The sequence below is a fragment of the Rhodococcus sp. DMU2021 genome, assembly GCF_019641445.1.
GTDB classification, from domain to species: Bacteria; Actinomycetota; Actinomycetes; order Mycobacteriales; family Mycobacteriaceae; genus Rhodococcus; species Rhodococcus pyridinivorans.
Genome location: NZ_JAIFKB010000003.1, coordinates 208,439 through 222,101, shown reverse-complemented (window position 1 = coordinate 222,101; position 13,663 = coordinate 208,439). Strand labels below are relative to the sequence as shown.

The window sequence follows — 13,663 nt, the reverse complement described above, 5'->3', positions numbered from 1 at the left end:
CCCTCACGCCACCCGTCGCGTCGCCGCGACCGCCGACTCGCGCAGAAGGGCCTTGCCCTCCTCGGTGGCGCCGGACGCCTCGAGCGCCTCGAACGCGCTGTCGGTCAGTTCCGAGATGCGGTCCTCGATTCGGGCGACCGCGCCGAGATCGACGAGCAGCGAGCGGAGGTGCTCGACCTGCGCGTCGGACAGATCGGTCCCGATCGAGGTGCGCAGCAGCTCGGCCGCGGCCGGATCGGAGGCATCGGCCGTCTCCAGTGCCAGCGCGTACAGGACGGTCCTCTTGCCCGAGCGCAGGTCGTCGCCCGAAGGCTTGCCGGTGACCTTGGGGTCGCCGAAGACACCGAGCAGGTCGTCGCGCAGCTGGAACGCCAGGCCGATGTCGGTGCCGAAGCGGCGGTATGCGGCGATGAGGTCGTCGTCGGCGCCGGCGAGGGCAGCGCCGATGTGCAGGGGGCGTTCGATCGTGTACGCCGCGGTCTTGAACCGGTTGACCCGCGTAGCGGCCTCCACCGATTCGTCCGCCGCCACTTCGTTGGCGATGTCGAGGTACTGCCCGCCGAGCACTTCGGTGCGCATCGCGGTCCAGGCCGGGACCACGCGCGCGACGGTCGCGGGGTCGAGCCCCGCCGAGTGCAGCATGTCGTCGGCCCAGACCAGGGCGAGGTCGCCGAGCAGGATCGCGACCGACTCGCCGAACTGCTCCGGCCTGCCGTGCCAGCCGGCCTTCCGGTGCTGCTCGGTGAACTCGACGTGCACGGTGGGGAATCCGCGGCGCGTGGTGGAGGCATCGATGATGTCGTCGTGGACGAGCGCCGCGGCCTGCACGAGCTCGAGCGCGGAGCACACCTGCAGGACCGCCTCGGCGTCCGGCCCGGTCGGGTCACCACCGGCGCCGAGCCAGCCCGTCCAGGCGAAACGCGGACGCACCCGCTTGCCGCCGCGCAGCACGAATGCCTCGAGCGTGTCGACGGCCTGCCGGTATCCATTGCCCACCGAGTCGACCAGGTCGGAGCGTGAGGTGAAGAACTGCCGGAGGGAGTCCTCCACCCGATGGGGGAGCTGCTCGGCAGACAGGTGAACGGCGCCGGTAGACAGGACGAAACCTCCAGGTCGATGGGTGACGGCACCTCGGAGGCGGGTGAGCCGGAGGTGCCGCGACCAGCCTATCCGCACAGTCGGGTCGTCGCCGGTAGCGACCGCGCCGGGGGCGCCACCTATGCTGGACCGGTGACAAGCGACTTCGTCAGGGCAACCGAGGACGGCGGGATTTCTCGGACCCCGTCGATCGTGGACCGTCTCGGGTCCGCGCGTTCGGGCCGCATTCCGTTCTCCGTCGAGTTCTCCCCGCCTCGCGACGCCGAGGCCGAGGGACGACTGTGGCGCGCCGTGCGGACGTTCGAACGTCTCGGCCCGGCCTTCGTATCGATGACCTACGGCGCCGGGGGCTCCACCCGCGACCGTACGGTCCGGGTCACCGGACGCCTCGCCGAGGAGACCACCCTCCTGCCGGTCGCGCACCTCACGGCCGTCGGGCACAGCATCGACGAACTGCGCGCGATGGTCGGCGCCTACGCCGACCGCGGCATCACCAACATCCTCGCGCTGCGCGGTGACCCGCCGGGCAACCCGCTCGGCGAGTGGGAAAAGCACCCCGAAGGTCTCGAATACGCCGACGAGCTCGTGCGTCTGGTGCGCGAGCTCGGCGACTTCCACGTGGGCGTCGCGTCGTTCCCCGAAGGACACCACCGGTCCCCGGACCTCGATCACGACACCCGCTATCTCGTGCAGAAGCTCCGTGCGGGTGCCGAGTACTCGATCACCCAGATGTTCTTCGACGTCGAGCACTACCTGAGGCTGCGCGACCGGGTCGTGGCCTGCGACGCCGAGCAGGGGCTCAAGCCGATCATCCCCGAGATCATGCCCATCACGTCGCTGCGCTCGGCGCGGCGCAGCCTCGAACTGTCGGGTTCGCACCTGCCGCCCGTTCTCGAGGAGCGGCTGCGGCGCGCGGCAGGCGACGGTCCGGAGGAGAACCGCGCCGCGGTGCGCGAGGTGGGTATCGAGGTGGCGACGGAGATGTGCGAGCGGCTGATCTCCGAGGGTGCGCCGTGCCTGCACTTCATCACGCTCAACTTCGCCCGCGCGACCGGCGAGGTGCTCGACCGCCTCGGCTACGAACTCGAAGCTCCCGCCGCGGTGCAGCCGGCCTGACATCCGGCCCGCGCCGGTTCGGGGTCAGGGCAGGACGCGGGCCTTCCACGCCGCGCGTCCGCTGCGCCGTGCCCGGATCGACGACGCCGTGAGCGCACCGACCGCCAGGACCGATGCCGGGTGCGCCGCGGCGTCCAGCAGATCGTCGACGGGACGGTCCGGAGCGTCCGGGTGTCGGCGTCCTCCCCGCTCGGTGACGCGCGCGAGAAGGCGTGACGTCACGCCCGCGGTGGCACCGGCCACGCCCCAGCGTCGCGTCCGTCCCCCGCCGAGAAGCGCCGCGGCCGGGGGCACGAAGTAGGCGAGGAGATACAGCGCGACCACCGCGGCCGCCCCGACCGGGGATCCGAACGCCGACCACAGCCAGCGGGTGTAACCGCCGATCAGCGGGCGGGCTCCGTCGTACATCCGGCACGACGCCAGTCCGCCCGCGGTCGCGACCGTCGTAGGCAGTCCGGCGCGACGCAGTGTCCGGGCCAGATCCAGATCCTCCGTGGGACTCGCCGCGACCGCGGCGTGCCCGCCGATCGCCGCGTAGGCGCGCGCGTCGAAGACGAGGAACTGTCCGCACGCGACCGCCATCGACGGCCGGTGGGTGCGGTGCGAGACCGCGACGGGCAGCAACGAGAACCACGACCAGAACAGCAGGGGCTGCACGAGCCGTTCGAGCGCCGATCCGGTGAGCTGGTACGGGAACGGTGAGACGAGCGCGGCGTCCTGGTGGCGCAGCAGAGCGACGGCGGCGGCGAGCGCGTCGGGTGCGAGCCGGACGTCCGCGTCGACGAACACGACGATGCCGCTGTCGGTAGTCGATCCGGCGTGGGCGACGGCTGCGGCGCACGCGGCCGCCTTCCCGGTCCATCCTTCGGGCGGTGGCTGTGTCGATCGGACGACGGTGATGCGCTCGTCGCCCTCGGCCGCGGCCGTGGCCAGGTCGGCGGTGCCGTCGGACGAGTCGTCGTCGAGGATCACCACGCGCAGGGCGTGCAGTCCTGTCTGTGCCCGCAGGTCGGAGACGATCGCGGCGATGCGGGGCGCCTCGTCGCGGGCCGGGACGACGACGGTGACCTGCTCGTCGACCACCGGTCCCGGCACGAGACGAGGGAGCGAGACCCGGTTCGCGACGGCAACGGCCGCGCCGTAGGAGGCGACGAGAGCGCCACCGGCGACGAGTCGCGTGAGACCGGGGGACGGGTCGCGCGGAAGGCGGGTCAGGACCGCGTCCCGTTCGCCGACGACCACTGCGGCGCGGGATTGCGGGTGAACCAGGCCGCGCCGGCGATGATCAGCGTGACACCGAAGGCGCCGCCGGCCATGATTCCGGCCCAGCCCGCGAAACCGCGCGTGTTGGGATCGGCGTAGCGCACCTCCGCGCGGAGGGTGCTCACCTCGCCGGCCGGAATCTTCCAGGTCACGACCGAATCCGACTCGCGGGTGCCGTTGGTGGTCGCCACCCGGGCGGGGAACGCGATGGTGAACTGCACGTCGGTGCCCTGGGTGGGAGCGGACTCGAGATCCACACGTCCGTTCAGTGCCACCAGATCGCCCGAGCGCTGCAGGTTGAGCTGGAACATGCCGGCGCTCTGATCGGACATCGTGGCGAGCTGCTGGACGTCGCCGAAGGTGAGGTCGTTGAAGAAGACCTGGCTCCCGACGTAGCCGTCCTGCGAGTACTCCTGCACCCGCACCTTCCCGGCCAGGGCCGAGGGAGCGGTGAGTTCGGGGCCGGGATCGTTCTCGTCGGCGGGGATGGTCGCGGCGACGATCTGCCCCGACACACGGTCGTCGGAGGAGATCCCCATCGTCGCCTGCACGCGCAGGCAGCCGGTGAGGAGCGGTAGGCCGAGGAGCACGAGCCCCACGACCGCGACGACACGACGGCGGACGGACAGGATGGACGACTGCACGGAGAACATGGTGCCAGGCACGGTCATCCTCGTCGGTTCTTCGGGTCGCTCGCGGCGAGTCGTGCCTCGTCCCGCCCGGGACCGGACACGCTTGCGCGCCACGACCGGACGAGTGAGACCAGCAGGGGAAGACCCAGTACCCCCATGACGACCAGCCCGTAAACCGCGGAGTAGCCGAGTTGGGGAGCGTCGAGGAATACGCTGTGGGCGAGGGCCGAACCGAGCCACGTCCACAGGAACAGCGCAATCGGCACGGCGTCGTGCCGGGGCGCGTCGGCACGGTCCGAGCGGGAGTCGACGAGCACGAGTACGGTCGCCATGATCGCGGCGACGAGGAGCCAGCCCGCGTAGTTGGTGAGCGGGATGTGCTCGATCCCGGGCAGGCCGCCGGCGTTGCACCACGACCAGTGCCCGTCCGCCACCATCTGGGGGTCGAGATAGAGATCCCAGCCCAGCATGCCGACGGTGACCGCCGCGACCCTGCCGGGACCGTTGCGGACGAGGCGGGAGGCCACGCACCAGACGGGGTACAGGCCCGCCGACCACGCCAGCGGCACCACCAGCGGGACGTCGAGTGCGGCCGGCCCGAGCCTGTCGGTGACGTAGCTGTAGCAGCCGTAGGGATAGCCGGTCATTGTGCCGACCACCTCGGACAGATACCCGATGCCCGCCGAGCTGACGAACAGAACGACGGCGAAGGTGATGCCGCGGTTCAACGCGGCGTGGACGAGGCAGGCGGCGGTGAGCAGCGTGACGACCGCGACGGTCGCGGCGTCCCGGGCGCCGCCCTCGGTGAGGGGATAGGCGATCTGGGCGAGGACCGCGGCGACGGCCGGGACGATCGGAAGGACCGTCCGCCACCGGGCCGGTCGGGGCGGTGCGGGGACGCGGGTGTCGGTCACCGCGACACCCAGCCCTTCACGCGGTCCACGAGACTGCCCTTGGCGTCGGCGAGGGCGACCCGGGCGGCGTTGCGGCCGCTCGCACCGGAGACTCCACCACCGGGATGGGTCGAGGCGCCGGTGAGATAGAGGCCGGGCGCGTCGGGCACCCGGTAGCCGGACAGCTCCGGCAGCGGACGCCACAGGAACATCTGGTCCAGCGACATCTCCACGTGCATGACGTTCCCGCCGAGCAGGCCGAGTTCGCTCTCGATGTCCGCCGGGGTCTGCACGTGGCAGTGCTCCACGCTCGCGGTGAAGCCGGGAGAGCGCGTCTCCATCTCGGCGAGAATGCGGTCGGTCTCGGCGCCGGCGATGTCCGCCCAGCGACGTCCGCCGCGCAGCGCGTACGGATGCCACTGGGACCACAGCGTGATCTGGTGCTTGCCGTCGGGTGCGATCGTCGGGTCGAGGGCGGAGAAGCTCATCGCGAGGACGGTGGGTCGCGGGGGCAGGTCTCCCGCCATCGCGGCACCGTGCGCGGCGCGCAGGTGGGCGCGGTCGTCGACGAGCAGTTGCAGACCGGAGGTCGTCGATTCGGGCTCGTCGCAGCCGCGGTAGCGGGGCAGCGAGTCGGTGCCGAGGCGCAGGACCATGCCGATGCCCGGACCGACCCGCATGCTGCGACGCCAGCCCTCGAGCCGGTCGCGGTCGTATCCGCCGCGGTCGAGCAGATCCAGCGTGGTCAGCACGTGGCATCCGGCGACGACCCTGCGGGCTTGCACCGAGCGTCCCGATTCGGTGCGCACGGTCCACAGATCGCCGGTCCGGCGGATCTCGGTGGCGGCGTCGCCGCAGGTCACCGTGCCGCCATCGGACCGCAGCCGCGACAGCAGGGCCTGGGTGAGCGCACCGCTTCCGCCGATCGCGCGACCCGGGGGAAGGGTGTGCATGAGGGCGGCGAAGCCCACCATCGCCGCGGTGCCGGGTTCGGACATGGGCGGGCCGGACTGCGCGCCGAACCAGGCGAGGGCCGCCTTGAGGGGTTCGTCGTCGAAGTACTCGTCGAGCAGGCTGTCGCCGGTGGTGAGGAACCGGCGGGACAGGGCGCTGCCACCCTCACCCGCGTCGAGTCCCCAGAACGAGGACAGCAGGTGCCGGCCGGTCGGGGGACGGGTGAACGACGTCATCACCGCCGCGCTGCGCGGGCCCCAGTCCTGCACGAAGCGGCGGTACGCGTCGGCCTCGCGGCGTCCGCAGGCGGCCTCGACGGAGGCGCAGGTCCGGTCGAGATCGCGGTGGAAGACGATGCCGGGACGGTCGGAGTCCGCCGGGGGCGGCGCGTACGCCCACGGGTCGCAGTCGATGTAGCGCAGGCCGTGGGCGGCGAGATCGAGTTCCTCGACGATCCCGGAATGGCGCACCATGATGTGCGCCGAGGAGCCGCGGTCGACGGCATATCCGGGGAAACGTTCGACGGTGGAGACGGCGCCGCCCGGCACGGTGTCGCGTTCGAGAACCTCCACCGACCATCCGTCGCGGGCGAGATAACACGCGGAGACCAGGGCGTTGTGGCCCGAGCCGACGACGACGACGTCGAGTGTGGCGTTCATGGGGTACCGCTTCCGTCCGGATCGCCGATCGTGTGATGGTGGTGCGGAACGAGGTCCGGCTCGAGGGGCAGGCTCCTGCCGAGGACCGCGAACGGGCGGGCGTCGCCGGTGAAGACGAACCGGCGGACGACGTCCTGGAATCCGAACCGACGGTACAGCCGCCACGCCCGGTTGTCCTCGCCCGGCACCTCGGGTGTCGACAGCAGTACGGCCGCTTCCGTGCGTTCCCGCAGCAGCGCCGACAGGAGCAGTTCACCGATGCGGCGTCCCTGCATGTCGGGTCGGACGTGCAGTTCGGTGAGCTCGAAGTAGTCGGAGAGAACGCGATCGATCTCCTCGGGGGACCGTCCGGAATGGCGCATGCCGGCGCGCACCTGCTGGTGCCACCACTGGCGGGTGTCGCCCCGGTAGCCGTACGCGATCCCGACGACGGTGTCCGGATCCTCGGGGAGGCTCGCGGCGAACGCCTGCCAACCCGCGCGGGCCGAATGCTCGGACCACATCGGCGCGCGGTGGTACTCCGTGCCTCGGGGATATCGCATCGCCGCGACGTAGACGGTCAGCAGCGAGGGCAGGTGCGCACGGAAGTCCGCGGGGGAGAGCTCGGTGAGGATCGGGGCGTCCTGGCAGGGATCGGTGTTCATGCGTGACTCGTTCGGGTGGCTCGCGGTGCGTCGGAGGTGCTCGGGTCTCGCTGATCGTTCGGGATGACGTGGCCGCTTTCTCTTGACGGGTTGTCGGTGGGTCCAGCTATATTGAATACGTCGAACGCATGTTCGACATCGGTGATCCGGGGATGTTCGAGGGAAGCGAACATCCCCGGATCACCCTGGGGTCTCCCGCTCGGCGTCCGTGTCGGGCCTCACTCGAGGACAGTGATCTCCGTTCCTCGGCGTTTCGGCGGGAATGCCACCGGATACCGCTCGTTGTAACGAGTGGTGAGACCACGCCGAGGAGGTGCGTGAACATGGCCAACGGTCAGGTCGCGAGTCGAGGCCCGCGCCGAACGTCTCCCACACTCGGGCCGTCCGCATGCATCGACCATGCCACCTCGGCGCGCGCGGCGACGCTGCTGCGCAAGGCCGACGATCTGCTTTCCGGTGCCGCCGGTGCCGGCGATCCGGGCGAGCGGTTCCGCCTCGCCTACCTGGCGGCGCTGCGCGGTGCCGGTGCGGTGGTCGCGGCCGCGGAGCTGCGCTCCGGGATCCGGCCCCGCCGACCCGCGACGCGCAACGCATGGGCACTCATGGCGCGCGCCGACGAGTCCTTCGCCGTCTGGGCCGACTACTTCGCCGATCGCTCCGCCACCCGCACCGCGGTCGAGGCGGGGGTCGCGCAGGCGGTGGGAGCCGACGAATCCGGTGCCTTCTACGACGAGGTGGGCCACTTCCTGCACGATGTGGAGGGCTATCTCGACGCCGAAGCAGAGCCGGAGGTCGGTGTCGGTGGGTGACTTTCGCCCCTTCACGAGGGCCTTCGCCGACGACGGGATCGAACTCACGTGTGGAGTTTGTGGTCCACAGCGACATCTGCTCGTATTATTGACTCAGGCGGCCGTACGGACGGCCCCCCACCGGATTCGCCCCACGGATCCGGTGGCCACCGTTTAGTGCCGGGGGAGGTACCGTGCCACTCTCCGAGCACGAGCAGCGCATGCTCGATCAGATCGAGAGCGCGCTCTATGCTGAGGATCCCAAGTTCGCCTCGACCGTGCGTGGCAGCCGGTTGGGGATGGCGTCGAACCGGCGGCGGCTACAGGCCGGCGCATTGTTCGTGTTGGGCCTGACGCTGCTGATCGCCGGCGTTGCCCTGCCGCTCAAGCCGGGCGGCTTCCCGATCATCAGTCTGCTCGGGTTCCTCGTGATGTTCGCCGCCGGAGTCTTGTTGCTCCTCGGCGGTCGTCGGCCGTCGACTCCCGGGGCGACGGGCGGTAGTTCCGGTTCCGGAAAGTCCGGTCGAAGTTCCCGCGGCGGCAAGAAGTCCTCGGGTGGTGGCTTCACCAACCGCATGGAAGAGCGGTTCCGGAGGCGTTTCGAGCAGGACTGACCTCCTCGACCATCAGGTGTACCGACGACGGCGCGACCCACGGGTCGTGCCGTCGTCGTTCGTCTGCAGACCTTTCACCGACCCGGCGTCGTCCGCCTCTCCGCCCCTCCACCACCGCGCCCCACTCGCGCAATCTCCGTCTCCCCACCGCCTCCCACCTCGGCTCCGGCCGCAGTGTTTTCCCTGGTCGCCGATTGCTCGGCCCTCGCTCCGCCGGTGGGGCGGATCGTCGGGGCGCCGACAGCGGTGGATCCGTCGTCGTCACGCGAGCGCGTGTCCCCATTTTCCGCCACCTGCTCTGAGCTGGGAATGTGACGACAACACGCGCGGCCGGGCGGCAGTAATCCGTTTCCGGTGGGGCAAAGTGGGGTAATGTGGGGCGCGGCGGGACAAGGTGTCCTGTCGCGCGAAGCATCCGTCCGGCAGCGGGGAGGCGCCGAGTGTTCCTCGGTACCTACACCCCGAAGTTGGACGACAAGGGCCGGCTGACATTGCCGGCGAAGTACCGAGACGAGCTGGCGGGAGGGTTGATGATCACGAAGGGGCAGGATCACAGCCTCACCGTGTTCCCTCGCGACGAGTTCGCCGCTCTGGCCGAACGCGCTGCGAGTGCCTCACGGAGCAACCCTCAGGCACGTGCGTTCCTGCGGAGTCTCGCGTCGGGAACGGAGGAGCAGCGACCCGACTCACAAGGCCGGATCACGCTGTCGTCAGCTCACCGCAAGTACGCCGGTCTCACCAAGGACTGCGTGGTGATCGGTTCGGTCAGGTACCTCGAGATTTGGGACGCGACGGCATGGGAGACCTACCTCGCCGAGCACGAAGAAGACTTCTCGGAAGCGAGAGACGAAGCACTACGCGACATCTTGTAACCACGGCTCGGGCTGCGCGGCGAGTGCCGCGAGGCCTCTGCCCGATGTGCCGGCCCTGACGCACTTCCCCAGCGCCAGGTACGGACCGGAGGGCCCTGACGCACTTCCCCGGCGTCAGGTCTCTTCGGACTCGGACAGAGACCTCGAGGCATTCGCCGTCTTCCGTATCCACCCCCGTGGCGGCGAGCACGGTATCGAGACGAGCGACAGGCAGGCACGAGGCATACCACCGTCCACCCGACGAGTACCCGACAGACCGTAAGCGGCCCGAGCAGGATTCCGGAGGACACATGGTGGACGGCGAGCACGAATCCGTCGATGGTACGGATGAGGCCACCGGTGCCGATGTGACATCTGCGGCGGAATTCGGCCACGTGCCCGTCATGCTCCAGCGCGCCGTCGACCTTCTCGGTCCGGCCATCGAGAGCGTCGGTCCCGACGGCGAGGGCGCGGTCTACGTCGACGCGACACTCGGTCTCGGGGGGCACTCCGAACACTTCCTGACGATCTACCCGAGGCTGCGGCTCGTCGGCCTCGACCGTGATACCGACGCACTGGCGATCGCCCGCGAGCGACTCGCACGGTTCTCCGACCGCACAGACTTCGTCCACACCCGCTACGACGGGATCGCCGACGCGCTCGAGAGCGTCGGCCTCGACCGGTACGGCTCGGTCCACGCCGCCCTGTTCGATCTCGGCGTGTCCTCGATGCAGCTCGACGAGGCGGAGCGCGGTTTCGCCTATTCCAAGGACGCCCCGCTCGACATGCGGATGGATGCCACCACCGGCATCACCGCGGCCGATGTCCTCAACACCTACAGTCACGGCGACCTCGCTCGCATCCTGAGCACCTACGGCGAGGAGCGCTTCGCCGGCAGGATCGCCTCCGAGATCGTGCGGACCCGGGCCAAGACTCCCTTCCGGACGAGCGGCGAACTCGTCGAACTGCTGTACCGCACGATCCCGGCGGCGACCCGCCGTACCGGTGGTCACCCGGCCAAGCGCACCTTCCAGGCGTTGCGGGTCGAGGTCAACGCGGAGCTCGACTCGTTGCGCACCGCGATCCCCGACGCTCTCGACGCTCTCGCGGTGGGCGGCCGGATCGTCTTCATGTCCTACCAGTCGCTCGAGGACAAGGTCGTCAAGCAGGAACTGACACCGCGTGCGAAGTCCCGCAGTCCCGAAGGGCTTCCGGTCGAACTGCCCGGGATGGGACCGGAACTGCGCATCCTCACCCGCGGTGCGGAGCGGGCAACGGACGACGAGATCGAGGCCAACCCACGTTCGGCGCCCGTCCGCCTGCGTGCTGCAGAACGAATCGCCAGGAGGTAACCGATGACCGTACAGGTGGCACCCCCGCAGCGCCGGAACCCGGGGCGATCGACCGCAGCGCAGCGTGCCTATCAGCGACGGTCGCAGCGCGCAGCGCAGCTCGGGGTCGAACAGGTGCAGACCCGCGGGCGCACGACGGGTGCCGGACGTGTCCGCACCCGGATCCCGTTCGTCGCCACCATCATCGGGCTCCTGGGCGTGGGCATGGCCGTGACGCTGTTGCTGACCACCCGGGCGACCGAAGACTCCTACGAGCTCAGCGCGGCGCGGTCCCTCAACGAGGAGCTCGCCCAGAAGCGGGCGGTGCTCCAGCGCGACGTCGCCACGGCCGAGTCGGCTCCCGCGCTCGCGGTCGCCGCGGCGGAACTGGGGATGATCCCCACCGGGCAGGTCGCGCGGATCGTCGTCGCTCCGGACGGTTCGGTGCAGGTGGTGGGCGATCCGGTTCCGGCCCAGGGTGCCCCGCCGGTCCCGCTGGATCCGCCCGCCCGAGAGGACGCCCGCGTCCAGACCCCGCTGGCCGGCAGCGCCGGGGCGGAGACCCCGCGGCCGCTCGGTGACGTGAGCGAGGAACCCCGGCCGCGCACCGACACCGAGGGCACGCGTCGGGCCGCGCCATCGGCCGACGGCCGCCCGGTGGGCGAGGAACCGGCACCGGCTCCCGTGCCGGTACCCGCGGCGGAAGCTCCCGCGGCCGCCACGCCGGATGTCGAGGGTGCCGCACCTGTACCGCCCGCGGCAGGACAATCGGTACCCGTGAGCGAACTGCCGCAATCCGAAGCGCCCCGTGAGGCGGCGCCCGAAGCACCAGTCCAGGCCGTGCCGACGGAACCCGAGGGCGGGCCTCGGTGAACAACCGCTCCACCCCTCGGCGTGCACCGCAGCGACGTTCCACCCCGGCGACGCGCGGCGGCCGCGCTCGAATGCCCGCGCCGCGCGATCGCAAGCAGCGCGACCGGACGAGTTTCGCGTTCCGCAACAAGTGGGGCCGGATCGGCATGTTCGGCATTCTGGGCGTAGCCGTCGCCCAGTTGTTGTCCGTGCAGCTCGTCCAGGCCCCCACACTGTCCGCCGAAGCCGCCAGCCAGCGCACCACCCGACTCGTCGAACCCGCGACCCGCGGCACCATCGCCGATCGCAACGGGGAACCGCTCGCGTACACCATGGAAGCGAAGGCGCTGACCTTCCAACCCGTGCGGGTGCGCAAGGAACTCGAGGAGGAACGTGCGAAGGACCCGTCCCGGCCCGAGGTCTCCGAATATCTCGAGGGCGTCGCGTCGGCGGTCCACGAGGCGCTCGGCGCTGCGGCGCCGGAGAAGGACGTGCTCGAGATGCTCGAGAGCGACGAGACCTTCGTCTACCTCGCCCGCGGCGTCGATCCGGGGGTCGCGGCGGAGATCGTCGACGAGTACGACAAGGTCGGCACCGAGCGTCAGGACATCCGTCTGTATCCGGGCGGATCGCTCGCCGCCAATCTCGTCGGCGCGACCGGCTGGGACGGACACGGCCTGATCGGGCTCGAAGCGTCGATGGACGCCGTGCTGGCGGGTACCGACGGTTCGTCCACCTACGACCGTGGATCCGACGGCGCCGTCATCCCGGGCAGCTGGCGCGACCGTCAGCCCGCCGTCGACGGTTCCTCCGTCGAGCTCACGATCGACAACGACCTGCAGTACCACGTGCAGCAGGAGGTCCAGCGCGCGAAGGACCTGTCCGGGGCGAAGAACGCCTCCGCTGTGGTGCTCGACGCGCACACCGGCGAAGTGCTCGCCATGTCGAACGACAGCACCTTCGACCCGTCGATCGGTGTCGCGAACAACCCGCCCGACGCCGAACAGGGCAACCTCGCGGTCAGTTCGCCGTTCGAACCCGGGTCCGTGAACAAGATCATCACCGCGGCCGCGGCGATCGAGGACGGTCTGACCCGCCCCGACGAGGTCCTGCAGGTCCCCGGCACGATCACCATGGCCGGCGCGACCGTCAAGGACGCCTGGGATCACGGGGTCGTGCCGTATACCACGACGGGTGTGTTCGGGAAGTCGTCGAACGTCGGCACGCTCATGCTCGCCGAGCGGATCGGTGAGGACCGCTTCGCCGAGATGCTGCGACTGTTCGGTCTCGGCCAGCGCACCGATGTCGGCCTGCCCGGCGAATCCGCGGGTCTGCTGCCCAGCCGTGAGCAGTGGTCGGGTGGCACCTTCGCGAACCTGCCCATCGGCCAGGGTCTGTCGATGACCCTGCTGCAGATGACCGCGATCTACCAGACCATCGCGAACGACGGGGAACGTGTCCCGCCGCGGGTCGTGCGCGCGACCATCGCGCCGGACGGCACGCGCACCGAGACGCCCCGTCCCGATCCGGTGCGGGTGGTGAGCCCGCAGACCGCCGCGACGGTGCGCGACATGTTCCGTTCCGTCGTCCAGTCCGATACCGGCAACCAGCAGGGCACCGGTGCGGGCGCCGCCATCGAGGGCTATCAGATCTCGGGCAAGACGGGTACCGCCCAGCAGATCGACCAGAACTGCAAGTGTTACTCGAACTCCGACTACTGGATCACCTTCGCCGGCATCGCTCCGTCCGACGATCCGCGCTATGTCGTGGGCATCATGCTCGACGCCCCGACCCGCAGCTCCGACGGCAGCGGGGGCCAATCGGCCGCGCCGCTGTTCCGCAACATCGCGTCGTGGTTGCTGCAGCGCGACGGCGTGCCGCTGTCGGCCGAACCGGAGAGCAAGTTGATCCTCCAGGTCGACTGACGAGGTGACCGTGGCGCCTCGGTAGGCTGACAGGTCGGTAACG

General features: G+C 70.4%; 13 protein-coding genes. 7 read left to right on the top strand and 6 right to left on the bottom strand.

Annotation, left to right across the window (positions count from 1 at the left end):
* Window positions 1–3: 3 nt before the first annotated feature.
* Entirely contained in the window at window positions 4–1,050 is a 1,047-nt protein-coding gene (locus tag K3M35_RS07010; protein WP_220666190.1) for a polyprenyl synthetase family protein, read from the bottom strand.
* Between the two features lie 219 nt (window positions 1,051–1,269).
* On the opposite strand from K3M35_RS07010, the gene metF reads away from it, so the two are divergent.
* Window positions 1,270–2,214 carry a methylenetetrahydrofolate reductase [NAD(P)H] gene (gene metF, locus K3M35_RS07005; protein ID WP_170318569.1) on the top strand — a complete coding sequence of 315 codons (945 nt, stop codon included), beginning with the start codon at window positions 1,270–1,272 and terminating at the stop codon, window positions 2,212–2,214.
* A 24-nt stretch (window positions 2,215–2,238) separates the two neighbouring features.
* Here the strand turns inward: metF and K3M35_RS07000 are convergent, their stop codons facing one another.
* From K3M35_RS07000 to K3M35_RS06980, 5 genes are read right to left on the bottom strand one after another with little or no spacing between them, the layout of a single operon-like run.
* Complete coding sequence (locus tag K3M35_RS07000; RefSeq protein ID WP_220666189.1) at window positions 2,239–3,456, bottom strand: glycosyltransferase family 2 protein; 1,218 nt, start codon at window positions 3,454–3,456, stop codon at window positions 2,239–2,241.
* Window positions 3,426–4,148, bottom strand: coding sequence for a DUF3153 domain-containing protein (locus K3M35_RS06995; RefSeq protein ID WP_006554154.1), 723 nt, complete (start codon window positions 4,146–4,148; stop codon window positions 3,426–3,428). Before K3M35_RS06995 ends, K3M35_RS07000 begins: the two co-directional genes overlap by 31 nt.
* The gene (locus tag K3M35_RS06990) at window positions 4,145–5,023 is read right to left on the bottom strand and encodes a carotenoid biosynthesis protein (protein WP_006554153.1); all 879 of its coding nucleotides are present in this window, start codon (window positions 5,021–5,023) and stop codon (window positions 4,145–4,147) included. Before K3M35_RS06990 ends, K3M35_RS06995 begins: the two co-directional genes overlap by 4 nt.
* Window positions 5,020–6,615 carry an NAD(P)/FAD-dependent oxidoreductase gene (locus K3M35_RS06985; protein ID WP_138843575.1) on the bottom strand — a complete coding sequence of 532 codons (1,596 nt, stop codon included), beginning with the start codon at window positions 6,613–6,615 and terminating at the stop codon, window positions 5,020–5,022. Before K3M35_RS06985 ends, K3M35_RS06990 begins: the two co-directional genes overlap by 4 nt.
* Window positions 6,612–7,259 carry a GNAT family N-acetyltransferase gene (locus K3M35_RS06980; protein ID WP_220666188.1) on the bottom strand — a complete coding sequence of 216 codons (648 nt, stop codon included), beginning with the start codon at window positions 7,257–7,259 and terminating at the stop codon, window positions 6,612–6,614. The genes K3M35_RS06985 and K3M35_RS06980 overlap by 4 nt, the downstream gene beginning before the upstream one ends.
* 323 nt (window positions 7,260–7,582) lie before the next feature.
* Here K3M35_RS06980 and K3M35_RS06975 point away from each other — a divergent pair, with 323 nt between their 5' ends.
* From K3M35_RS06975 to K3M35_RS06950, 6 genes are all read left to right on the top strand, one after another.
* Entirely contained in the window at window positions 7,583–8,068 is a 486-nt protein-coding gene (locus tag K3M35_RS06975; protein WP_006554150.1) for an SAV_6107 family HEPN domain-containing protein, read from the top strand.
* A gap of 173 nt (window positions 8,069–8,241) precedes the next feature.
* The gene (locus tag K3M35_RS06970; RefSeq protein ID WP_024101274.1) at window positions 8,242–8,661 is read left to right on the top strand and encodes a DUF3040 domain-containing protein; all 420 of its coding nucleotides are present in this window, start codon (window positions 8,242–8,244) and stop codon (window positions 8,659–8,661) included.
* A gap of 440 nt (window positions 8,662–9,101) precedes the next feature.
* Window positions 9,102–9,533, top strand: coding sequence for a division/cell wall cluster transcriptional repressor MraZ (gene mraZ, locus K3M35_RS06965; RefSeq protein ID WP_006554148.1), 432 nt, complete (start codon window positions 9,102–9,104; stop codon window positions 9,531–9,533).
* 290 nt (window positions 9,534–9,823) lie between these two features.
* Window positions 9,824–10,864 (top strand): 16S rRNA (cytosine(1402)-N(4))-methyltransferase RsmH, encoded by a 1,041-nt coding sequence (rsmH, locus tag K3M35_RS06960; protein ID WP_024101273.1) that lies wholly within the window; start codon window positions 9,824–9,826, stop codon window positions 10,862–10,864.
* 3 nt (window positions 10,865–10,867) lie between these two features.
* Window positions 10,868–11,716, top strand: a complete 849-nt coding sequence (locus tag K3M35_RS06955; RefSeq protein WP_019289758.1) for a hypothetical protein — start codon at window positions 10,868–10,870, stop codon at window positions 11,714–11,716.
* 71 nt (window positions 11,717–11,787) lie between these two features.
* Window positions 11,788–13,620, top strand: coding sequence for a penicillin-binding protein 2 (locus K3M35_RS06950; RefSeq protein ID WP_006554145.1), 1,833 nt, complete (start codon window positions 11,788–11,790; stop codon window positions 13,618–13,620).
* Window positions 13,621–13,663 lie beyond the last annotated feature (43 nt).

What these genes read in the sequence shown, in the direction of transcription:
- K3M35_RS06980 (WP_220666188.1), bottom strand. Translation starts at nt 7,259, where the DNA reads ATGAACACCGATCCCTGCCAGGACGCCCCGATCCTCACCGAGCTCTCC.
- K3M35_RS06950 (WP_006554145.1), top strand. Translation starts at nt 11,788, where the DNA reads ATGCCCGCGCCGCGCGATCGCAAGCAGCGCGACCGGACGAGTTTCGCG.
- K3M35_RS06985 (WP_138843575.1), bottom strand. Translation starts at nt 6,615, where the DNA reads ATGAACGCCACACTCGACGTCGTCGTCGTCGGCTCGGGCCACAACGCC.
- K3M35_RS06955 (WP_019289758.1), top strand. Translation starts at nt 10,868, where the DNA reads ATGACCGTACAGGTGGCACCCCCGCAGCGCCGGAACCCGGGGCGATCG.
- K3M35_RS06975 (WP_006554150.1), top strand. Translation starts at nt 7,583, where the DNA reads ATGGCCAACGGTCAGGTCGCGAGTCGAGGCCCGCGCCGAACGTCTCCC.
- rsmH (WP_024101273.1), top strand. Translation starts at nt 9,824, where the DNA reads ATGGTGGACGGCGAGCACGAATCCGTCGATGGTACGGATGAGGCCACC.
- K3M35_RS06995 (WP_006554154.1), bottom strand. Translation starts at nt 4,148, where the DNA reads ATGACCGTGCCTGGCACCATGTTCTCCGTGCAGTCGTCCATCCTGTCC.